Raw genomic sequence first — 21,810 nt, forward strand, 5'->3', positions numbered from 1 at the left:
TAAACAGGTTCTTAGAGCCTGCTCAAAGTCTCGCGAGCAAGAGCGAGACAAGGCGAAAACGAGCGAAAAAGCGGAATGTACAGGTGGTACATGAGCATTTTGAGCTCGGTTTCAACGCCCATTTCTATCCATCCCGCCGACGCGCAGCAGGCTTTGAACAGGCTCTTAGAACCTGTTTCCATCACCGCCAATACACCCGCTTGGGCTTCTCCCAGGCGCTCTTGGTCCACACCTTGACGCCGAAGCGGCGGGCCAGCTCCAGCGCATGCTGCTTGTCCTCCTTCTTCAGACGGTGGTAGCGCACCGGGATATCCTTGGAGCCGCAACGCAATAGCGTCACCCACTGCACTTTCCACAAATGCCGCACCACCACCGCGCTGGGCGCTTGCCGGGTCACGACCCACTCGTCGCCCAGCAGCATCACCCCGTCCACCTGCTCCACCGGCATCGAATGCCAAGCCTCGGCCACCACCCGCCAGCCCACCAGCAGCAAGATGCCGGCGGCCATCACATAGCCGGGCATCTCCCTGCCTTCGCTTTCGCCATTGGCGATGAACAGTAGAAAAAAACCCATCAATAGCAAGGGGCTGTTCTTCAGCAACAGCCCCGGCAGCAAGGTGCTCACCTCCACCGCCGGCCGCACCGGCAGGCGCGCGCCGACAGCGCCGCGCTTATCATCCTCTTGCAAACCACGCTCCCTCTTCCAAAGCTCGCCGCTGGCCGAGGCCCGACGCGGAAAGCCCGCATTCTGCGATCAAGCCGTGCCCGGCATCAAGTTCGACGCGACCACCTCACGCCGCGCAGCCCGTTCCATTTGCCAGTGCCGCCCTCTTTCGCCACAAAAAATCATATGGCATTTTTTGCGTTTCAGCGGCGCGGCCTTCGCCCGCGCGCTCACCTGGAGCATCTCTTGAAATCTCTAGCCATGATATTGAGCCTGGCCGGCTGCGCCTGGCTGACGCTGGCCAGCCACGCGCTGGCGCAAGGCGCGCCCGCCGGCAGCACGCAAAGGCAGGCCGCGCGGCTGACGGTCTGCGCCACGCCGTGGAACGCCGCCATCCCCTATCCGGCCGGCAGCGTGACCAGCCATCACGGCGTCAACTTCACCGCCGCTTACTGGACCCAGGGCAACCCGCCATTCGCCGGCAGCGGCACGGCGGAAATCGGCCAGCCATGGATAGCGGCTGCGCGCTGCGCGCCGCCGGCCAAGGCCAAGCCGGCCAGGCCTGACGACAACTTCTCCCCCGCCACGCTGAAATTCCTGCAAGCCAATACCGGCCTGGACGGCGAGCAATGGCACAACATCATGCAACTGGTGAACAAGCCGGAACAGGACTCGCTGGACTGGCCCAAGTTCTACGGTTACTGCGAAGACATCGACGATGAGCGCGGCTTCACCATCGGCATCTTCGGCGCCACCACCGGCGGCCCCCGCGATCAGGGGCCGGACGGCCCGGCGCTGTTCAAAGCCTTTGACGCCGCCAGCGGCGCCGGCAACCCTTCCGTCGCCGGTGGCCTGGCGCGCGCCGGCGTGCGCGGCGCCATGCAAGGGCCGGTGCTCAAGATCAGCGACAGCGAAAAAGTGTTCTGCGGCAAGATAGGCGCGCTGCAAAACAACGCCGCCTGGCGCGAGGCGATGTGGCAGACCTTTTACCAGGTCTATATCCGCTACAGCGTGCAACAGGCGCGCCAGCGCGGCTTCAGCAGCGCGCTGACCATAGGCTCCTTCGTCGACACCGCGCTGAACCAGGGCGCCAGCGGCGGCGCGGACAGCTTGCAGGGGCTGCTGTCCCGTTGCGGCGGCGGCGACGAAAAAACCTTTCTAAGCCGTTTCCACGCCGAGCGCAGCAAGGTGGTGGACAGCAATGAATACAATAAGCCGCCCAATGGCAAAAACCGCGTCAAGCAATGGAACACCTTGCTGAACATGGGCGAGACCGATCTGAAAAACGCCGACGCCGCGGTGCAGAAAGTCACCAACTGGAAGCTGAAATAAGCTCGCCGCTCAACCCTGGTCCGCCGGCGGGATGGCTTCGGCCGGCGCCGAGGCCTCCGGCGCGCGGCGCAGCCAGCCCAATACCCGCTGATGCCCCACGCGCGGCACGCCGTGCTCCATGAGCAAGGGCAGCCGCTCGCGGGCATCGCCGAACGGGCCGGGGTTCTGCTGAATGATCTCGATGAAATCCGGCCCGATCCGGCTGACGATGGCGACATGGCCATAGCGGTTGAAAACCCAGGGCGCAAACACGATCAGGTCCTCTTCCCGCGGCGCGTCGCCGTCGCCATTGCGGTATTGCAGCAGGCCGCGCTCGGGATTGAGCGCGCCATTGTCCAGCCGGGGCAGGAAGAAGTCCCGGGCATGGCCCTTGTCCTGCGGCATTTTGTGGCCGAAGCGCTGATGGTAATAGCGTTTGACGAACTCCACGCACTGATAGCGCAGGCCCAGGTTGTAGCCATCCGGCGCCAGATTGCGCCCTTCCACATTCTGCACACCGCCGTTGTAATACACGGCGACGCCGTTGAAGGCGTCCACCGGCTCGCCGACCGCGCGCGCCCAGTTGCTGTTCAGATGAGTGGCCGCCCAGTAAGCAGCGCTCAGCAACGCCAGCAGCGCCAGCGCCGCCTTGCCCTTGCCCAGCTTCATCGCGGTTCGGCCTCGGCTTTGACTTGCTCGTCCAGCCAATCATCCAGATGGCAGGATTCGCCGGAGCGGATCGCGTCCATCCCTTGCACCAGCAAGGCCGGCTTGCCATTCCGCTCCGCGAATTCGCCCAAGACCCGGGCCGAGGTGAGCGCCTTGCCCTCCAGCGCCGCCGGCGACACGCCTGGCCACGCCGTCAATGGCTGGCCCTCCGGGCTCAGCAATTGATAGACAGGCTTGCCCATGCTGCAGCGGGTCAGACGCAAGCCCCCTTCATGCACGCTCAACATGCCGATATAGAGATCCGCCGCCAGCGCGGCAAACGGCATCAGCGCGCCAAGCGCCGCCAGCATAGACTTTCGCGGGAACATGCTTTTCTCCTTGCGGCCGCCATCGGGATCGGCGGCCAAAAAATCGATCGGCATGTTAACAGTTGCCACCGTTATCGGCCAGCCGCAAGCGGAGGGCGGCTAGCCGTCGTCGGCCGCTCTTGCTATATTGGCGGCCTTCCATAGCCACACCCACGCCGCCCATGTCCATCCGCGTCCCACTCCTACTCGCCAGCCTGGCGCTGGCCGGCTGCAAGCCGCAGGCGATGCAGGCCAGCTATCACTGCGCCGACAACAGCCGCTTCCACTTCAGCCGCCAAAGCCAGACCGTTGAATTGATCCGCGGCGAACAGCGCTTCCAGGGCTATATGGACGAACGCGGCCTGCTGACCTGGCCGCGCGACGCAGCCGGCAAGGCGCTGCCGGACAGCTTTTTCATCACCCGCAAACAACCGGACGAGATGAAGCTCTACGGCGGCTTTGCCGGCACCGGCCTCGCCTGCAAGCTCGACAAGCGCTGATCCCCGGCGGCAATCGCGGTTGCCCTATCCCAATGGCCAGCAGAAAAAGCCGTCCCAGCCAACTTTAATGAAATAAGCATATAAAGTGACAGCGGGCGAATGCCGGCGGTCACGCGGACACCCTGCGCCGATATGCGTTCTCTCAAACGATCATCAGGAGATTCATCATGGCTTGGACCGGCACTGTCGCAGCGAACAACCCGAACGGGGAACCCACCAGCATCACCTACAACCCGGGCGATTTGATCACCATCGTGGCTTCCGGCTGGGCCGGCTATGGCCCGCAACCCAACTGGGGCCCGCAGGGCGACAAGAACCAACCCAACCAAGGCCTGGTCTGCGGTGATGCCTACTGCGGCGCGCTGGTGATGAAGATCGGCAATAGCGGCTTCATCCCGGTCAATACCGGCCTGTTCCGCTGGAAAGCGCCGGCCAATGCCCAGGGCCAGATCACCTTGTATTACAACGATGTGCCCACTACCTACGGCAATAACTCCGGCTCCTTCCAGGTGAGCATAGGCAAAGACGCGGTCTGATCGCCCTCCGCCAGCCGACAGCCCCGCGATGGAGCTGTCGGCATTTCCTCCGATTGACGCTCCCGCCCACCACTGCTACCTTGCCCTTGGTGCTGAACACACCGACACACACTAGCGGCGACCCACGCCCGACAGACGTGGAATCTTGATCCATAGGCTTTGTATAGGAGCGATCTCCATGGATACCCGTCCCGCTTGCTCTCCCCATCTTTCCAAACTCGAAACCGCCGACGCGCTGGCCAACGGCCTGGACGCGCTCAATCTGCTGCGCCCGCTGCTGTTGAGCATGCGGCAACAGCTGGCCAATCCCCAGCCCAATCTGGGTCAGCCTGATGGCTTGTGCCAAGCGGCCAACTGGATAGCCGACGAATACCACAACTATCTGGAAGCGCTGCGGCAAGACGAAGCCCGCCGCATGAACAACTAAACCCACGGCCAAGTGGCCGGCGGCTCGGCGTTCAATGCTGCGCCGCCAGCCACGTCAGCGCCGCCTCCCGCTCGTCAAAGACGCGGAACTGGCGCCCGTGGCGCGCTTCGCGCAGATATTCGCCAAAACGCTCACCATGCGCGTTGCCGTCGGCGAACACCCCGGCCACCGCGATGCGGTAATTGACCAGCTTCTGGATGAATTCGCCGGCAAAACGGCTGCTCAGCTCGAAAAAATCCGCTGGCAGCGCGTCTTCCAGCAGCAGCAAACGCGGCGCATCGTGCTCGCCGCACAGCGCCACCAACTCCAGCGCCTGCTCCAGGCGCTGCACGCCGGCACGGCATTCGATCAAGCCGGTCTGTTGGATCGTGAGCAATTCGGCCTGCAAGGGCCGAGGCGCGGGCTTGGACATGGCATGCTTTCATTTGGTGATGAAAATACGCCAAATGATGCCACTGACATTGCAGGAGAAACAAGCGTGTCCGCTTGCATCCTTACGGCATTTATTGAATAATTTCGCCCTATTCCCGACGTGTTATCGCGGCTGCTGAACCCGATCAATACGCTGGAATCATCATGAGCCATCCCGACACGCGCGCGCTGCGCCGTCATCTGAACTTCTTCAAGCAAGCCGGCAAGCGCGCTCCCTCCGACTGGCCGCTGGAAAAGAACTGGAAGCATTTATATACCCGCCAGGTCAAACTGAACCGAGCGCGCCAACTGCGCATCGACTACCCCACGCGCAGCATGCGCCAACGCATCAACGAGGATTACGGCGATGAATTGGCTGTTTATCTGTAGCCGCAACCAATGGCGCAGCCCCACCGCGGAGGCGCTGTTCCGCCGTCATCCGCACATCCAGGCGCGCTCCGCCGGCACCAGCCCCAATGCGCGCAAGACCGTCTCCGCCGCTGACTTGCGCTGGGCGGACGCGGTGTTCGTGATGGAGGGCAAGCATCGCCAGCGGCTGCTGGCGCAGTTTGGCCGCTTGTTGGAGCACAAGCCGCTGCATGTGCTGGAGATCCCAGACGACTATCCCTATATGGACCCGGAGCTGATGGAGCTGCTGGAGCAATCGCTGGCGCCCCATCTGCCCGGCTGACATGCGCCCAAAACCAGGGCGGGCCTCCTTCCGGAGCCCGCCCTGTCTCATTGCCGCGCGGTCACAGGGTCTGGAAGTAGAAGCGGTAATCCCCCTGGCCAAACAGCATCGCCATGCTGGTCAGATTGCTATTCGCCGGCGTGCCCACCAGGGTCAGCACCGGAATTGAATCGTGACCGTATTGATAGGCCTGGGTCTGCGGGTTGTAGCCGAACTGATAGAAGGTATCCACGCTGCCCACCTTGAAGGCGTACAAACGATAGGTGCTGCCGTCGAACAACATGGACCAACGGTGGAAGTCCGTGTCCGGCGGCGCGCCGGTGACATTCAGCGTGGGGATGGAGTTATAGCCGTACTCGTAGTGGTTGGTGGCGCGATTGAAGCCGAACTGGTACAGCACCGTGGGCGCGCCCAGCCGCCGCAAATACAGCCGGTAGGTGCGGGTGCTGCTGTCGTAGAGCATGGCCAGGCTGCTGGCGTCCGCGTCCGGCGGCGCGCCGGTGATCTTCAGCTCCGGAATGGAGTGATAGCCGTACTCGTACTTAGACGTGGCCGGATTGAACGCGGCCTGGTACAAGGTGTCCGCGCTGCTGCCCTTGAAGCAGTACAGCCGGTAATACTCGCCGTCGTTGAGCATGGCCCAACGCGCCCAATTGGTGTCGTTGGGCATGTTGACGACCGCCATATTGGGTATGGAGCCGCCATAGGCGAATTTATACGTGCTGGTATTGGGCACATAGGCAAACTGATTGACTGATGACATGACGCTTTCCTCCGGTTGGGGCATTCCCTTGCGCGCGGGCGCAACTTGCCCGGCATGGGCAAATCGTTCGAACGGATGGAGAACCACTAGGTCGTCGATCAGGGGCGGGCACCTTGGCAGGCGAGGCGGGGCCGATAATGGCGGCGATAGGGACTTCATCGACTAGCCAGTAATAGCATCTCGAAAACCGGGCACGCCTGTACTTTTGGCCTGGGTCGGCCACCATGGTTACAGTTGTTACATATTGCGCGCTATGCCCCCCTCAGCGCCGCCCATAGAATACACGCCGTCGATAGCGCCGCCGGCGCGCCGCCTCACCCAAGGGAAACACAATAAATGAGAACAAAAGGATTCATCGGCCTGGCCCTGACCGCCCTGCCGGCGCTGAGCCAGGCCGCCATGCCCGTCGCCCAACTGAATCAGCACGCCGAGCGGATATTCAAGGACAGCCAGGCGGTGGGCATGGTGATGGTGGTGGTGGACAAGCAAGGCGCCCAACAGCGCTTCTACGGCGAAACCCGGCCCGGCAGCCGCCGCGCGCCGGACGCCGACTCGCTATTGCGCATCGCCAGCCTCAGCAAGCTGATGACCAGCGAGGTGCTGGCCTCGCTGGCCTTGCAAAACCGCTTGAAACTGGATGACCCCTTGCTGAAGTACGCGCCGGCGGGCGCCAGGCTGCCCAAATCCCTGAACGGCCAGCCCATCACCCTGCTGCACCTTGCCACGCATACCAGCGGTTTCCCGCGCGAGCTGCCCGGCGTCAAGCCGCGTGACACGCCGGTATTCGTCTGGCCGGACCAGCCGCAGCGCTGGCGCTGGCTGGCCAAGACCAAGGCCGGCTTCGCGCCGGGGCAGAACGCGCAATACTCCAATCTGGCTTACGACTACCTGGCCGACGCGCTGGCCAACGCCGGCGGCAAACCCTATCCGGTCCTGTTGCGGGAAACCGTGACCGCGCCGCTGGCGATGAAGGACACCACCTTCAGCCCCAGCGCCGCCCAGTGCGCGCGCCTGCTGCGCGGCGTGGAAACCAGCCCCTGCGTCAACACCAGCGCGGCCATAGGCAGCGGCGGCGTCTACTCCACCGCCGCCGACATGCAGCGCTGGCTGCAAGACCTGGTGCGGCCGCAGAACGAGCAGCGCAAGCGCCTGTACCAGCAAACCTTCCAGATGCGCTATCAGCGCAATGAGCTGCGCAGCGTCGCCGGCATGGACGTGCCCGGCAAGGCCGACGCGCTGGGACTGGGCTGGGTGGCGATGCGCGAACAGCCGGACCCGCGGCCCTTCCTGCAAAAAACCGCCGGCGGCGGCGGTTTCCTCAGCTATGTCGCCATCGATCCCGAGCGCCAGACCGCGGTATGGGTGGCGCTGACCCGTGGCAAGCAGACGCGTTACCAGGCCATGAGCGACGGCGTCAATCAGTTGCTGCTGGCGCTGAACCGGCCGTAACAAGCTGTTCAAAGCCTGCCGTGCTTCAGGCCGGCGTCAGTTCCTGGGTGAACAGCGTCTGCCCGGCCACGTCCTTCAGACGCACCGTCATCGCGCGGCTGCGGGCGTCGATGTCCACCTGGCCGAAGAATTGCAGGCCGGCCAGCGGCGACAGGTTCTGCGCTTCCGGCGCTTTCTGGTACACCACCTTGGGGCCGAACGTCATGTCCAGCGCATTGGGGCCGAAGGTGCCAGCGTTGAGCGGGCCGGAGACGAATTCCCAGAACGGGTTGAAGTCGGCGAAGGCGGCGCGCTCCGGGTGGTAATGGTGGGCGGCGGTGTAATGCACGTCGGCGGTGAACCAGACCACGTTGCGGATATCGCGGCGCTTGATCTCGCGCAGCAGCCAGGCCAGTTCCAGTTCGCGCCCCAGCGGCCGGCCGTGGTCGCCGTTGGCCATCGCTTCCCAGCGCGGGCTGCCGTCCGCGTTGTTGCCATCGCCCACTTGCAGGCCCAAGGGCATGTCCGCCATCACCGCCTTCCACTGCGCCGTCGACGCTTGCAAACCCTCCAGCAGCCATTGCAGCTGCGCCCGGCCCATGAAGTCCGCGCCCGGCTCGCCTTCGCGCTGCAGATTGGCGCCGTTGGCACCGCGATAGCTGCGCATGTCCAGCACGAACACGTCCAGCAATGGACCCTGCGGCAGATGGCGGTAGACCCGTTCGTCCTCGCGATTGCCATGGAGCCGCAGCGGCGCGTAGTCGAGAAAGGCGCGCGTGGCGCGCGCCTGCAGCACGCCGATGTTTTTTTCGCGGTAACGCGGATCGGCGGACAGGTCTTTGCCGTCCGACCAGTTGTTGACCACTTCGTGATCGTCCCATTGCCAGATCTGCGGCACTTCGGCGGCGAAACGCCGCACATTGGCGTCCATCAGATTGTAGCGGTAGCGGCCGCGGTATTCGTCCAGCGTCTCCGCCACCTTGCTCACTTCCGGCGTCAGCAGATTGCGCCAGATCTTGCCGCCCTCCACCGCCACCTCGGCCGCCATAGGGCCGTCGGCATAAATGGTGTCGCCGCAGTGAACGAAGAAATCCGGCTGCTGCCGGCGCATGGTTTCATAAATGCGCATGCCGCCCCAGTCCGGATTGATGCCATAGCCCTGGCCGGCGGTGTCGCCGGACCAGACGAAGCGCAGATCGCGCGCCGCCAGCGGCGCGGTGCGGAAGCGGCCGAGCACCGGTTCCGACAGCGCGCGCGGCTGGGCGGCGTCCTCGTAGCTCACCCGCAGGAATAATTGTTCGCCGGCCGGCAGGCCGCGCAAATCCACGCGCGCGGTGAAGTCGCTGGCCTCGGTGGCCCACGGCCCGCGCAGCAGCTGGGGCGCGGCGAAGCGTTCGCTGCGGTCCCATTCCACCAGCAGCCGCGCGGTGCGGTCCGCGCGCGCCCAGACGATGGCGCGGTCCGCGCCCACATCGCCGATCTGGATGCCGGAGCCGATGACAGGCCGCTGCTTGTCCGAGACGATGACGGCCGGCGCGGCCAGGACCGGCGCGGCCAGCAACAGCCCCCCGCTGGCGAGCGAAGTTTTCAGAAAGCGGCGGCGGTCCATGGCGTTCTCCTTGTCGGCTGGCACACAAAATGCCCAGCATGCCGTTCCAAGATGACGCGGCGATGTAGCGCTAGCGGATTTCACGTATTTCCTTCATGCGCTTGCTCGCATATACCTCAAACCAAGCCGCGCCACGCGGTTTTTGAGGAGACGCACATGCGCTGGGACCCCGGACCGCCGCCCTCTTTCGCCACGCTGTTCGAGCAAGCGCCGCTGGCCAGCTACCAGGCGCTGCCGGCCAAGTTCCGCCTGGAATGGGGGCCTATCTATTACCGCGGCCGCCTGGACGGCAGCGCCAGGCTGCTGATCGTCGGGCAAGACCCCTCCGCCGACGAAAACCTGGTGCGCCGGGCCATGGTGGGCACCGCCGGCCAGCGGGTGCAGGGTTTGCTGCGCAAGCTGGGCCTGGACCACGGCTACGTGATCGTCAACGCCAGCTTGTATAGCATCTATGGTCAGTTCGACGCCGAGATGGCGGGCTTCATGGATCAGGCCGCGGTGCGCGCCTGGCGCAACCGCTTGCTGGATCAACTGGCGCAGCCCGGCCTGCAGGCCGTGGTCGGCTTTGGCAAGGCGGCGGCGAAGGTGCTCGACGACTGGCCGGGCGCGGCCGCGTTCAAGGCCGCGCAGCGGCTGTTTCAGGCGCAGCACCCCACCGCGCGCGCGCCGGCCGCCCTGCTCAAGTCCTGGAACCAGACGCTGGCCGCCTTGGCGCCGCTGCTGACGCCGGACCCAGGCGTCACGCCGGATCCGTCGCCCTATCCGCTGAGCGGATTCCGCGAGCAGGACCTGGCGCGGGTTCCGGCGGCGGACCTGCCGTTCGGCATGCCGGCCTGGCTGGGACAGGGCGATATGGCCACGCGGCTGATCAAGGGCCAGGCCAAGCTGAAAACCCCTGCCGCCAACGCCGCCATTCTATGGACGGCACAGGCGGATCAGGGTTGAACACGGGAGCGATCAAGATGAACCCCATGCCCTGGCTGCTGAGCGCCGCGCTGCTGTCCCACCCCGCCGCCGCTGAACTGTCCGTCACCCCGGGAACCGGCGGACAACTGGTGATTCGCGGCCGACTGGCCTTGCCGGAACAAGAGCTGGACGGCCGCCTGGTGCTGGCGGGCGACCGCATCGTCTGCGCCGGCGCGGACTGCGCGGAACCGGCCGACGCCACCGTGCTGCAAGTGAACGACGGCCTCATCCTCCCCGGCTTCATCGACGCCCACAACCACGTGGCCTACAACGCGCTACCCAAGTGGGCGCCGCCCAAGCGCTACCAGAACCGCGCTCAATGGCAGCGCGCCGCCGCCTACAAAGCGTTCAAGCGCCCCTACGACCAACTGAAGCGCAGCGGCCTGAGCTGCGAGATGGTGAAATACGGCGAGGCCAAGGCCTTGCTCAGCGGCGTCACCACCATTCAAGGCTCGCCCGCCGGCCGCTGTCTGCAAGGCTTGGTCCGCAATGCGGAAAACCCGCAGTCCGGCCTGCCGGTGTCCTCCGCCCATGTGCGCACCTTCATTCTGGATGTCGGCGGCGCGCCCAAGATAGACTGGAACGCCACCGACGCCTTCCTGATCCACGTGGCCGAAGGCGTGGACGCCGCCGCGCTGGCCGAGTTCGCCACGCTCAAGTCCAAGGGCTTGCTCACCGCCGGCACCGCGATCATCCACGGCACGGCTTTTGGCGACGAGGAGTTCCGCCAGATGGGCGCGGTGGGCAGCAAACTGATCTGGTCGCCGCAAAGCAATCTGGCGCTATACGGCCAGACCACCCGTGTCGACCTGGCCCTGCGCCACGGCGTGCCGGTGTCGCTGGGCGTGGATTGGAATCCCACCGGCAGCGACAATCTGTTCGATGAATTACGGGTGGCGGATCGCGTCAACCGCGAGCAGTTCGCCGGCGCGATTGCCGAACAGGACTGGCTGGCCATGATCACCCGCCATCCCTCTCAGGCACTGGCGCTGGATTCATACATAGGCGCGCTGCGCGCCGGCCTGAAGGCCGATATCGTCATTCTGTCCGGCGCCCGGGCCAGCGTCGGTCAGACGCTGCTGAACGCCAGGCTGCGCGACGTAGCCGCGGTACTGGTGGATGGCCGCCTGCTCTACGGCGACCGCGACGCAATGACGGCCGCCGGCCGCGCCGACTGCGACGCGCTGACGGTGGACGGCGCGCCCAAGCTGCTGTGCATGCGAACACCGGGGGTACCCAAGGGCGGCCAGCGGCTGGACGAAGTCCGCGCCGCGCTGCTCAAGGTCTACCCCGGCGTCGCGCCGCTGGCCGCGCCTTGAACGTGTTCCGCCGCGCCGCCAAACCGATCCCCATATGCTATAAAACACAGGAATATGATTTGATCATAAAAGTCGATCTCATTGACTGATGGGGCACAGGCGCATGCGGCAAGATATCGCTCCCGGCACAGACGCGTTCCAATTCCTATCCACGCTGCCGCCCAGCGCCGCGCAGCGGCGATTGGCGCTGAGCGCCATCGCGGTATCCATGCTGGTGTTCGCCTGCGTGCTGCCTTTCGCCAAGCTGCCGCTGCTGAAAATCCCGTCCTTCATTCCCGCCTACCAGGCGGCGCTGGCGGTGTGCGATCTGGTGACCGCCGCGCTGCTGTTCGGCCAGTACGCGATTTTGCGCGCGCGCGCCTTGCTGGCGCTGGCCGTCGGCTATCTGTTCACCGCGCTGATGGCGATGACGCACGCGCTGACCTTCCCCGGCGTGTTCTCGCCCACCGGCCTGCTGGGCGCCGGCCCGCAAACCACGGCCTGGATGTATATGTTCTGGCACGGCGGCTTTCCGCTGATGGTGCTGTGCTACGCGGCGCTGTCCAGCCGCGGCGACCATAGGCGCGGCATCGGTCCGCTGCCGGCCATCCTGCTCTGCGTGGGCGCCACCGTGCTGCTGGCCGCGGCGCTGACCGCGCTGGCCACGCTGGGCCACCCGCTGTTCCCGCCCATCATGCAAGGCAGCCGCTACACCCCGGTCATGTTCGGCGTGGTGGCCACGGTGTGGGGGCTGAGCGCGCTGGCGCTGACGGTGCTGGCCTTGCGCTGGAAGCGCACCTTGCTGGATATCTGGCTGGCGGTGGTGATGACGGCCTGGCTCTGTGATATCGCGCTGTCGGCAATGCTCAACGCCAGCCGCTACGATCTGGGTTTTTACGCCGGCCGCGGCTATGGCCTGCTGTCCGCCAGCTTCGTGCTGATCATCCTGTTGCTGGAAAACGGCATGCTGTACGCGCGGCTGGCCGATACCGCCGGACAATTGCGCATCGCCAAGCGGCAGGCGGAAGACGCCACCCAGGCCAAATCGATGTTCCTGGCCAATATGAGCCATGAAATCCGCACGCCGATGAACGCCATCATCGGCATGTCCTATCTGGCGCTGAAAACCAAGCTGTCGCAGCAGCAGCGCGACTATGTCGGCAAGATCCACAATGCCGGCACCTCGCTGCTGGGCATCATCAACGACATCCTGGACTTCTCCAAGGTGGAGGCCGGCAAGCTGGAACTGGAGCGGCAGCCGTTCTGGCTGGACGATGTGCTGGAGGCGGTGTCCTCACTGGTGGCGCAAAAGGCCACCGAGAAATCGCTGGAGCTGCTGTTCGAAGTCAGCCGCGACGTGCCGCGCGGCCTGGTCGGCGATTCGCTGCGCCTAAGCCAGATTCTGATCAATCTGAGCAATAACGCGATCAAGTTCACCGAAAAAGGCCAGGTGGCCATCATCATCAATGCACTGGAACTGGTGGGCGACAAGGTGCAGCTGCGTTTTTGCGTGCACGACACCGGCATCGGCATGAGCGATGAGCAGGCGCTGCGACTGTTCCAGCCCTTCAGCCAGGCGGACGGTTCGACCACGCGCCGCTTCGGCGGCACCGGCCTGGGCCTGACCATCGCCAAGCGGCTGGTGGAGCTGATGGGCGGCACCATCAGGGTGGAATCCGCTCCAGATTGGGGCAGCCTGTTCATGTTCAGCGCCTGGCTCGGCATATCTTCCGCCACCGACCCGCGCCGCCAGGGCTTGCCCGGCGAAATCTCCAGCCTGCGCGTGCTGGTGGTGGACGACAATGCCTCGGCGCGGGACATCCTGTCCGACCAGCTGCGCTCGCTGGGTTTTTCCGCCCATGCCTGCGCATCGGGTCCGGAAGCGGTGGCGGCGATTGCCCAAGCCAATCTGGAGCAGCCCTTCGACGCAGTGTTCGTGGACTGGATGATGCCGGGCATGAACGGCGTGGAAACCATCGCCCAGATCCGCACCCTCAGCCGCAATGTCAAGGTGGTGCTGGCCACCGCCTTTGGCCGCGACGATGTGCGCGCCCAGGGCGAGAGCAGCGGCTGCGACGCGGTCCTGGTCAAGCCGGTCAGTCTGTCCTCGCTCTATGACGTGGTGCTGGGCCTGTTCGGCCCGCAGCGCGATCCGGGCATGACGGCGGCGCTGGCCGACGAGCTGCCGCGCCTGGACGGCGTGCGCCTGCTGGTGGTGGAAGACAATCTGGTCAACCAGCAAATCGCCATGGAACTGCTCAGCGATGCCGGCGCGCTGGTGACGCTGGCCAATCACGGTGGCGAGGCGCTGGCTCGGCTGGAAGCCATGGGCGCCGCCGGTTTCGACGCGGTATTGATGGACGTGCAGATGCCGGTGATGGACGGGCTCACCGCCAGCCGGCGCATCAAGGCCGACCCCCGAATCTCGTCCTTGCCGGTGCTGGCGATGACCGCCGACGCGCTGACCGAGGAGCGCGAAGAATGCATGCGCGCCGGCATGGACGACTACATCGCCAAGCCGATAGACCCGCACGCGATGTTCCAGACCCTGTTGCGCTGGGTAAAACCCTCGCGGCCGGGCGCGGACATCCGCCGCGCGACTTCCGCGGCGCTGGTGCTGCCGGACATCCCGGGCCTGGACCAGCAGGCGGGCCTGAAGCGCGTGGCCGGCAAGCGCGAGCTTTACTTGCACCTGCTGCGCCAATTCATCGCCGAAGAGGCCGATGCCGCCGCCAGGCTGTCCGCGGCGCTGGAAATCGGCGATTACACTCAAGCCGAACGCACCATCCACACCTTGAAGGGCGTCAGCGGCAGCGTGGGCTGCGTGCGCCTGCAAGAGGCGTCCACCGAGCTGGAACGCGCGCTGCGCGCGCGCGACGGCATCCCGCAAGCGCTGGCGCCGCTGGCGGCGGAGCTGGAGCGGGTGATGACGGCGCTGCGCGCCGCGCTGGAGGCGGAGGACCGCTTCGCAGCCATCGCCGCGCCGGCCGCGCAGCCAGAGCTGCTGCGGCGATTGGCGGCGCTGCTGGCCGCCAGCGATGGCGACGCGCTGGGGCTGTTCCTGCAACACGCGCCGGCGCTGCGCGCGCTGTTTTCCGCCGAGGAATTCGCCGCCTTTGAGAAAGCGCTGACCCAGTTCGATTTCGTCCTGGCGCTGGCGCTATTGCGCGTCACCGCCGCCGCCCAGCACATTGCCCTACCGGAAAACATAAAATGATGGAGCCCGCGCCCCCCCGCTGCCAGACCGTGCTGATCGTGGACGACACGCCGGAAAGCCTCACCCTGCTCTACAGCCTGCTGAAAGACCAGTACCGCACCCAGATCGCCAACAGCGGAGAGCGCGCGCTGGAACTGCTGGCCGACGGCGAACTGCCGGACCTGCTGCTGCTGGACGTGATGATGCCGGGCATGGGCGGCTTCGAAACCTGCCGCCGGGTCAAGGCGGACCCGCGCACCGCGCGGATTCCGGTGATCTTTCTGACCGCGATGGGCGAGAACGAGAATGAGCAGGCCGGCTTCGACGCCGGCGCGGTGGACTACATCATCAAGCCTATCTCGCCGCCCATCGTGCTGGCCCGGGTCAAGACCCATCTCAAGCTCAAGGCCGCCACCGACCTGCTGGAAGACAAGGCCTCGCTGCTGCAAGGCGAGGTGGAAAGCCGCATCCGCGAGGTGCAGAAGGTGCAGGACATCACCATCCTGGCGCTGGCCTCGCTGGCGGAAGTCCGGGACCAGGAAACCGGCAACCACCTGCGCCGGACACAGAGCTATGTGCGCGCGCTGTGCCAGCAACTGCGCGACCACCCGCGCTTTCAAGCGGCGCTGGGCGACGAAACCATCAATGACTTGTTCAAATCCGCGCCCTTGCACGATATCGGCAAGGTCGGCATTCCGGATCAGATCCTGCTCAAGCCGGGCAAGCTGACGCCGGAAGAATTCGAGATCGTCAAAACCCACACCACCCTGGGCCGCGACACCATCGCCGCGGCGGAGCTGCTGCTGGACGCGCCCAGCAGCTTTCTGCGCCACGCCAGGGAAATCGCTTACAGCCACCAGGAAAAATGGGACGGCAGCGGCTACCCGCAAGGCCTGGCCGGCAGCGACATCCCGGTTTCGGCCCGGCTGATGGCGGTGGCCGACGTCTACGACGCGCTGATCTCGCGCCGGCCCTACAAGGCCGCGCTATCGCACGAACAGGCCGTGGCCATCATCCAAGAAGGCAGCGGCAGCCATTTCGACCCTGATGTGGTATCCGCCTTCCTCGCCATATCCGACACCTTCCGCGCCATAGCCGAACGCTACGCGGACTGATGTTCCGCGCCCGGCTGTAACCACCCGATAAAACGACAGCCCCGCCATCGTTAAATGGCAGGGCTGATTCTCATCCCGGGACAAAACACCGTGGCCGCCGGCGTGTCCTGTCCCAGGCCTCTGGGCGTTCAGGACAGCAGCGACTTCACCGTGCTGCTGGTCTTGTGCTCAACCAGCAAGGGCTCCATGCTGTCGCGCTTGGTGATGTCCAGATCGTGCTTGGAAATGATTTCCTTCAACTGACAAGCCAGTTCCGACATGCTGTAGGTACCGGCCTCGATATCGATCAGCAAGCCGTCAACGCGGCTGCGGCTGAGCCGATTGCTCTTCCACTTGCGTTCAAAACCGCCTGCGGCGGCCAGGCTGGACAGCGCCGCGGCCACCGAGGTCAACACCGTGGAGTAGCCCTTCAGATCGTGTCCCTGCACCTGCAGCAGCCCGCCCACCACCACGCTGCACAAAATCGACCCAAAAATGGCCGTATGATGGGCGAAGCTCCAAAGCCGTTGACCTTTGCCAAACCAGTTTCGCCACTTCAGGGCTTCCTGCCTGAGCGCTTCTTTATCCATCATATTTCCTCCTCGCTGAGAAGTAAGCACATGCGGCCAGTCATGAAGTCAACATAGTCAATCCAACTGAAGTTGCAAATATTGACTCGCAAAATCATGCTGGATTTGAAACCGCCCTGGCCTAATTCCAAGTGCAATGGAGAAATACCCACCGCTAAAAAGCCCGGCCCTCGTCTCCCGAAACCCTTTGGCACCATGGTTTAAATAATCTATCAATCTAGACCACGGTTTTACGGCCAGGCAAGCCGACATTAGCGCCCTCCACGCCGGCCGCTGGCGCGGCAGGATCGGAATGCGTACAAAAGCCGCCATGGAACTAGCTTTGGCCGCGCAATGTCTATATAATGCTACATTCTTATCTGGGGGCGACCTGGTTTCGACGGGGGTTGCGAAGCAGATGGGGGCATACCGGGATTTCAGTCACCCCGTAAAACACTGAGTTTATTTAGTCGCAAACGACGAAACTTACGCTCTGGCAGCCTAAGGGCTAGCTAGACACTACAACGGTTCGCAGATGGGCCGGGGGCGTCAAAACCCTGTAGTGTCACTTTACATCTGCTAGTGCTATGTCGGGTTACTTGGCATGGTGCGAAACAATAGGTAACTCGCCAAAGTCCAGCCTGTCCGTCGGCGTGGCAGCGGTTAAATCCAAATGACACGACTAAGTATGTAGAACTCACTGTAGAGGACTTTCGGACGCGGGTTCGATTCCCGCCGCCTCCACCACAAATTCTAGCAATATCAATTGCTTACGAAATCAAGCCCCGGTAAAACGGGGCTTTTTTTTGGCTATTTGGGATGGCTTGCTCAGCTTTTCGCTCAGCTTTTACCCCCCAAAGCCAACCATTCACTGCCCTTTGTTCCGTTCCAACAGGTCCTGGTAGCGTTCCAGACTCTGGTCCACCCTGTCGATGGCAAACTTTGCCGACTCGCCGGCAAGCGGACCGGCGGCCTCCGCCACCTTGGCCGTGCTGCTCAACAGCAAGTCCGTCACCATCACGCCAAGCGCGTCCTCAGGCACGCTCCCAATCTCGCCAAACGCATGCATCTGCTTCAGCAGGCGGGCTTGCTCTTCCGAACTGGCCCGGTTGATCTGCTCAAGAAAGGTAGCGTCGCGGCGCAGCGCGTCGCTTCCCTCTTCTCCTGCGCCGATCACTGGCGCTGCATCATTGGTTTGATGGTTATTAGCGGCTTCGTCCGACATGGGTTGTCCTTTGTTCGCATGGTTTGGAAATGGATCGGCTATCGCAAGCATACCCACGACAATGCCCAAATGTCATTAGCCGAGCGTAATCCAAGCCAGAAGCAGGCTTTACCGTGCCGCCGAGAAACAAGTCCGCGGCAACCCGGATAGGCCTCCAAGCCCAGCGGAGCTCACATCGCCTATACCCGAAGCCCTTATTCGTTGCCGCCGTCTTTCAGATTCTTCAAGGAGGCCTCCAGCGTCATGATGCGCGTGACCGATTCATCGACAAGCTGAGCAATCTCCTTGGCCGAGGAAGTGGATTCAATGGAGAGCTTTCTAACCTCATCCGCCACCACGGCGAAGCCTCTGCCGGTCTCGCCCGCCCTCGCCGCCTCGATGGCGGCGTTCAATGCCAGCAAATTGGTCTGGCTGGCGATGTCATTGATCGTGCCGATAATGGCGGAGATCTTTTGGCTGGACGCGATGACTTGCCGCATTTCCTCGTCCGTCACCCGTTCCGCCTCCATCTTGGCGGTCACATCAACCCCATACGTGACGATATTGCTGACCGCGCCCAGATGATCGCTGATCGGACACACCGTCATATTCATCAATACCAGATCGCCGCTCTTCTTCCGCAGCTTGAATTCCTGAACCACTAGTTCGCCCTGCAAAACGCGCTTGAAATTATCACTGCCAATGATCTCCGGCAGCACCCTGGCATGGCTGACCAATTCATCCACCGACTTGAGATCAAGATGCGACAACATATACGCGTTCGCATCGTACACCTTGCCGTCAAGATTCCATTCGCTGATCACATTCGACATGCCGATGGCTTCGAATCTTTTTTCATACTCAAGCTCTTTCACCTTTGTCTCGGTGATATCGGCCTGCACCGAGACAAAGTTCACCAGGGAACCCTGTTCGTTGAATATCGGATTGATCGCCAAGGACACCCAATAAGGATGCCCGCTCTTGGTGTAATTAAGAATTTCTCCGGCAAACGCTTTTCTGCCGCGCAGTGCAGCGCCGATCGCCTGCACGGTTTGAGCATCGGTGCCCGCGCCTTGCAATAGCGACCCCGGTTTATGCCCGATGATCTCATCGTGCGTATAGCCGCTCATCTTGCTGAAGCCATTATTGGCAAACACCACCAAGCCCTCGCTATCGGCCACCAGCGCGGAATTGTCGGTATTGTCGACGATCAGGGACATCAGCCTCAAATCTTCACGCGCCTTGACCATGGCGGTGATGTCTGTCGCATACTTGACGATTTTCAACACCTCGCCACTAGGATCGACGATAGGGTTGTAGGTGGCTTGAATCCAGACTTGCTGGCCGTCTTTTCTGACACGGCAATACTCCGCGGTCTGAAATACGCCGTCTCTCAGCTTGTCCCAAAATTTCTTATACTCTGGGCTGAGCCGCTCTTCGGCACGGACAAAGATCTGATGATGCTTGCCTCTGATCTCCGCAGGCGCATACCCCATCAAATGACAGAAATTATCGTTCGCCACCAAGATCGCCCCATCCACATCAAATTCAATTACGGCTTGCGAGCGATTGATGGCCGTAATTTGCGAACTGAAATCGACATTCTTCCTGACGCTCTCGGTCACATCGCTGGCGAATTTTATGATGCGGCACACCCTGCCTCCCGACTTGATCGGGACATAGGAAGCCTGAATCCATAACGCCGCGCCATTTTTGTCCATCCGCTTGAAACAGCTGGTTTGGGATTCTCCGCGCTTGAGCTTATCCCAGAATCCTTGATAATCGTTTGAAGACGCCTCCCGTTCATCGACAAAAATCCGGTGGTGCTTTCCCCGTATCTCCGGCAAGGTGTATTTCATCAAATTCAGGAATAAATCATTGGCATCCAGTATTGTCCCGTCCACATCGAACTGAATCACCGCTTGAGCCGAGTTCAACGCTTTTACAATATTTCCGGACTGGGCTCTGCTTAAAAACCTCGAAATGAAATTTAGCATTTCTCACCCTCCAAATTCTGGCACCAACACTTATTGGGAAGCCGACAATCACCGGCAGCACGCGATAAAGCTCAGAGCCAAAAACCGCCTTTAAACCATTCACGACTTTGGCTGTTTCTGACTGATTTGGCACGCGGCCGCCACGGCATCGACTCGCAACCAACACAAAACACAGATGTAAAACTGACTGAAAACCATCGATTTCACCCAAGTCCTGCGACAAGCACTATTCACCATGGCACAAAAAATGAAATTTGCATAACAAGAGACATGGGCAGCGTGGCTTGCGTCGCATTCTTGGTGGCCGGATCAAAGTCGGCGGCATGACCCGGAGCACGAACACACGAGGGTATCAGCCCGCCGCACGCGGTGGTGGGAGCTTGGGATCAAGTCCCAGCCGATAGGAGGCGCCGGCCATCAAGAGCGGCCTAGCCGCGTCAATTGCGTCCACCCTGCCGTCAAGCCTTCCGCGGCGAAACGTTCTCAGCGCCAATGCACTGGATTGAAAAATAAAAGAATCGAAACCAGCAATAAACACTACCGGCTTGACCCGGCATTCCGAAACGAGGCGGATAGGCTTGCGCGCCCTGCTGTCTTGCCTCAATCACTACGTCGTTCCCATCCCGCAGTCGAACGGACTGAATCTGCTATTGCGCCCCAATAGCGATCTTTGCCGTCACGCCAAAGTACTGAACCAGATCAATTACTTTCGCCATCAGCGTTTCTTTAAAATTCACCGGGCTTGTTAGCAATAATTATTGGAAAGAAACAACATGGCGCAAAAACCACAAATAATCATCAATCAATTTCATGGCAACCCCATCTTGGACAACTTTACTCCCGGGCATGTCAACCTCTCGTTCTACGGCAAGGATGGCAGTTACCAGGGCACTTACGGCGCCAATCATGCTGGCGACCTGCATGGCATCCTGGAAGAAACCGAGACCAATAAAGTAAGAATGAGCAAAGGCTCGGCCTGGTATTCCCAAACTTTTCTGTCGGTTGAAGAGGCCCAGTTTCAGAAGGCGCTCAATTATGCGAGGACCAGTGTCAAGAGAACGCTGGACAAGGAGATTGGCTATCAGCTGATTGGCGGAAACTGCGTGGATTTCGCCACTCAGGCGCTATGTATGGTCAATGAAGACGTGCATGGCTATCTGAAGGACCTGTCGGCCCTGAAAGCCTATTCCAAGCTGCGTGGCGCCAGTTGCCCGGTTGACAAGTCCACTCGTCAACGCCGCAGCCTGCAACAGAATGTCGATGAGCTGGAGCGGCTGTACGGCGTCAAGATCCTGCCGGTCAATGTCTCCAGCATTGGCTATCCCAGAGTGTTCTATACCGACTTCCGACACGTTGATGACTGCTACGCCACCCCTCGTTACAACCGCAGAAGCGGCCCGGTCGACAAGCCCTCCAATTACTCTTGGGACGTTGTCAAGGAGTTCGTGCTGACTTTTGGCACCAATTGCCCGGTCACACGCAAATATGTCGCCCAAAACCTGCCGATTGTTTCTCCGATTGTCATCAACCTGGATGGCAAAGGCATTGTCACCAAGTCGATCTTTGACTCCAATGTGCAATTCGACTTCGATGGCAGTGGCGAGAAATACTTCACCGGCTGGATCACCAAGGGGTCCGGATTTCTGTTCTGGGACCCCGAAGGCGACAATATGATCCGCGACGCCAGCAAGATGTTCGGCGGCGGCCAGGCTGGCGAAGGTTTCAAAAAGCTGGCCCAGCTGGACCAGAACAAGGACGGCATCATCGATAGCCAGGACCCGGCTTTCCAGCAGCTCAAGGTGTGGATCGACCACAATGAAGACGGAGTTGCCGATCCCTCGGAAATCTACACCCTGGCGGAATTGGGCATCGAAGCGCTCTCGCTGGACTACGCCACCGTCAATATTGAGGACGAACACCACAACCTCATTGGCGAGCGGGCCCACGCCATCGTCAACGGACAACGGCGGGAAATGTCCGACGTCTATTTCAAATACCATTAAGGCCCGCTAACAACACCCCTGATCCTGCGTTGTGCCTCCTTGTCGTACTACTGATACTGCCTGCGTCGGCACGCCTTGGCTCAGCTTCTCTGCGAGGTGTTGTTAGCGGCTCTAAGTCCGTGCCCGG

Annotated in this window: 21 protein-coding genes and 1 other RNA gene; 13 read left to right on the forward strand and 9 right to left on the reverse strand. The window is 62.3% G+C overall.

Features of this window, described 5'->3' with window-relative positions; all coding sequences use genetic code 11:
• Positions 1 to 181: 181 nt before the first annotated feature.
• Positions 182 to 688, reverse strand: coding sequence for a hypothetical protein (locus LQT98_RS05260; protein WP_231461388.1), 507 nt, complete (start codon positions 686 to 688; stop codon positions 182 to 184).
• 222 nt (positions 689 to 910) lie between these two features.
• On the opposite strand from LQT98_RS05260, the gene LQT98_RS05265 reads away from it, so the two are divergent.
• On the forward strand, positions 911 to 1,996 hold the full coding sequence (locus tag LQT98_RS05265; protein WP_231461389.1) for a chitosanase: 1,086 nt from the start codon (positions 911 to 913) through the stop codon (positions 1,994 to 1,996).
• Positions 1,997 to 2,005: 9 nt separating this feature from the next.
• Here LQT98_RS05265 and LQT98_RS05270 read toward each other — a convergent pair whose 3' ends face one another.
• Both LQT98_RS05270 and LQT98_RS05275 read right to left on the reverse strand, forming a co-directional pair.
• Positions 2,006 to 2,644, reverse strand: a complete 639-nt coding sequence (locus LQT98_RS05270; protein WP_048410306.1) for a CHAP domain-containing protein — start codon at positions 2,642 to 2,644, stop codon at positions 2,006 to 2,008.
• Positions 2,641 to 3,066 carry a hypothetical protein gene (locus LQT98_RS05275; RefSeq protein WP_231461390.1) on the reverse strand — a complete coding sequence of 142 codons (426 nt, stop codon included), beginning with the start codon at positions 3,064 to 3,066 and terminating at the stop codon, positions 2,641 to 2,643. Before LQT98_RS05275 ends, LQT98_RS05270 begins: the two co-directional genes overlap by 4 nt.
• 107 nt (positions 3,067 to 3,173) lie before the next feature.
• On the opposite strand from LQT98_RS05275, the gene LQT98_RS05280 reads away from it, so the two are divergent.
• The 3 genes from LQT98_RS05280 (at position 3,174) to LQT98_RS05290 (ending at position 4,454) form a co-directional block, all read left to right on the forward strand.
• Entirely contained in the window at positions 3,174 to 3,491 is a 318-nt protein-coding gene (locus LQT98_RS05280) for a hypothetical protein (RefSeq protein ID WP_231461391.1), read from the forward strand.
• Between the two features lie 167 nt (positions 3,492 to 3,658).
• A complete protein-coding gene (locus LQT98_RS05285; protein WP_048410303.1) occupies positions 3,659 to 4,027 on the forward strand; it encodes a LecA/PA-IL family lectin in 369 nt (122 codons plus the stop codon).
• Positions 4,028 to 4,205: 178 nt separating this feature from the next.
• Entirely contained in the window at positions 4,206 to 4,454 is a 249-nt protein-coding gene (locus LQT98_RS05290; protein WP_231461392.1) for a hypothetical protein, read from the forward strand.
• A 31-nt stretch (positions 4,455 to 4,485) separates the two neighbouring features.
• On the opposite strand, the gene LQT98_RS05295 is transcribed toward LQT98_RS05290, so the two are convergent.
• Positions 4,486 to 4,866, reverse strand: a complete 381-nt coding sequence (locus LQT98_RS05295; RefSeq protein ID WP_231461393.1) for a DUF4180 domain-containing protein — start codon at positions 4,864 to 4,866, stop codon at positions 4,486 to 4,488.
• 164 nt (positions 4,867 to 5,030) lie between these two features.
• Here LQT98_RS05295 and LQT98_RS05300 point away from each other — a divergent pair, with 164 nt between their 5' ends.
• On the forward strand, positions 5,031 to 5,255 hold the full coding sequence (locus LQT98_RS05300) for a hypothetical protein (protein ID WP_048410301.1): 225 nt from the start codon (positions 5,031 to 5,033) through the stop codon (positions 5,253 to 5,255).
• Entirely contained in the window at positions 5,233 to 5,556 is a 324-nt protein-coding gene (locus LQT98_RS05305) for a low molecular weight protein tyrosine phosphatase family protein (RefSeq protein ID WP_048410300.1), read from the forward strand. The genes LQT98_RS05300 and LQT98_RS05305 overlap by 23 nt, the downstream gene beginning before the upstream one ends.
• 61 nt (positions 5,557 to 5,617) lie before the next feature.
• Here the strand turns inward: LQT98_RS05305 and LQT98_RS05310 are convergent, their stop codons facing one another.
• On the reverse strand, positions 5,618 to 6,319 hold the full coding sequence (locus LQT98_RS05310; protein WP_231461394.1) for a hypothetical protein: 702 nt from the start codon (positions 6,317 to 6,319) through the stop codon (positions 5,618 to 5,620).
• 336 nt (positions 6,320 to 6,655) lie between these two features.
• Here LQT98_RS05310 and ampH point away from each other — a divergent pair, with 336 nt between their 5' ends.
• On the forward strand, positions 6,656 to 7,768 hold the full coding sequence (gene ampH / locus LQT98_RS05315; RefSeq protein WP_231461395.1) for a D-alanyl-D-alanine-carboxypeptidase/endopeptidase AmpH: 1,113 nt from the start codon (positions 6,656 to 6,658) through the stop codon (positions 7,766 to 7,768).
• A gap of 25 nt (positions 7,769 to 7,793) precedes the next feature.
• Here the strand turns inward: ampH and LQT98_RS05320 are convergent, their stop codons facing one another.
• Positions 7,794 to 9,356 (reverse strand): alkaline phosphatase D family protein, encoded by a 1,563-nt coding sequence (locus LQT98_RS05320; RefSeq protein WP_231461396.1) that lies wholly within the window; start codon positions 9,354 to 9,356, stop codon positions 7,794 to 7,796.
• A gap of 156 nt (positions 9,357 to 9,512) precedes the next feature.
• On the opposite strand from LQT98_RS05320, the gene LQT98_RS05325 reads away from it, so the two are divergent.
• The 4 genes from LQT98_RS05325 to LQT98_RS05340 all read left to right on the forward strand — a co-directional run bounded on the left by LQT98_RS05325 (position 9,513) and on the right by LQT98_RS05340 (position 15,931).
• Positions 9,513 to 10,301, forward strand: coding sequence for a uracil-DNA glycosylase family protein (locus LQT98_RS05325; protein WP_231461397.1), 789 nt, complete (start codon positions 9,513 to 9,515; stop codon positions 10,299 to 10,301).
• Between the two features lie 17 nt (positions 10,302 to 10,318).
• Entirely contained in the window at positions 10,319 to 11,641 is a 1,323-nt protein-coding gene (locus tag LQT98_RS05330) for an amidohydrolase family protein (RefSeq protein ID WP_231461398.1), read from the forward strand.
• A 103-nt stretch (positions 11,642 to 11,744) separates the two neighbouring features.
• Entirely contained in the window at positions 11,745 to 14,837 is a 3,093-nt protein-coding gene (locus LQT98_RS05335) for a response regulator (protein WP_053074418.1), read from the forward strand.
• The gene (locus LQT98_RS05340; protein ID WP_231461399.1) at positions 14,834 to 15,931 is read left to right on the forward strand and encodes an HD-GYP domain-containing protein; all 1,098 of its coding nucleotides are present in this window, start codon (positions 14,834 to 14,836) and stop codon (positions 15,929 to 15,931) included. Before LQT98_RS05335 ends, LQT98_RS05340 begins: the two co-directional genes overlap by 4 nt.
• Before the next feature lie 128 nt (positions 15,932 to 16,059).
• Here LQT98_RS05340 and LQT98_RS05345 read toward each other — a convergent pair whose 3' ends face one another.
• A complete protein-coding gene (locus LQT98_RS05345) occupies positions 16,060 to 16,503 on the reverse strand; it encodes a hypothetical protein (RefSeq protein ID WP_156183878.1) in 444 nt (147 codons plus the stop codon).
• A 358-nt stretch (positions 16,504 to 16,861) separates the two neighbouring features.
• Between LQT98_RS05345 and ssrA the strand changes: the two genes are divergently transcribed.
• Positions 16,862 to 17,226, forward strand: a transfer-messenger RNA (tmRNA) gene (gene ssrA, locus LQT98_RS05350).
• 121 nt (positions 17,227 to 17,347) lie between these two features.
• On the opposite strand, the gene LQT98_RS05355 is transcribed toward ssrA, so the two are convergent.
• Both LQT98_RS05355 and LQT98_RS24255 read right to left on the reverse strand, forming a co-directional pair.
• Positions 17,348 to 17,704, reverse strand: a complete 357-nt coding sequence (locus LQT98_RS05355) for a hypothetical protein (protein ID WP_231461400.1) — start codon at positions 17,702 to 17,704, stop codon at positions 17,348 to 17,350.
• A gap of 194 nt (positions 17,705 to 17,898) precedes the next feature.
• The gene (locus tag LQT98_RS24255; protein WP_269325938.1) at positions 17,899 to 19,680 is read right to left on the reverse strand and encodes a PAS domain S-box protein; all 1,782 of its coding nucleotides are present in this window, start codon (positions 19,678 to 19,680) and stop codon (positions 17,899 to 17,901) included.
• A 773-nt stretch (positions 19,681 to 20,453) separates the two neighbouring features.
• Between LQT98_RS24255 and LQT98_RS05370 the strand changes: the two genes are divergently transcribed.
• Positions 20,454 to 21,683, forward strand: a complete 1,230-nt coding sequence (locus LQT98_RS05370; RefSeq protein WP_231461401.1) for a DUF4419 domain-containing protein — start codon at positions 20,454 to 20,456, stop codon at positions 21,681 to 21,683.
• Positions 21,684 to 21,810: the final 127 nt, after the last annotated feature.

It is taken from the genome of Chromobacterium aquaticum (assembly GCF_021129195.1).
Lineage (GTDB): Bacteria > Pseudomonadota > Gammaproteobacteria > Burkholderiales > Chromobacteriaceae > Chromobacterium > Chromobacterium aquaticum.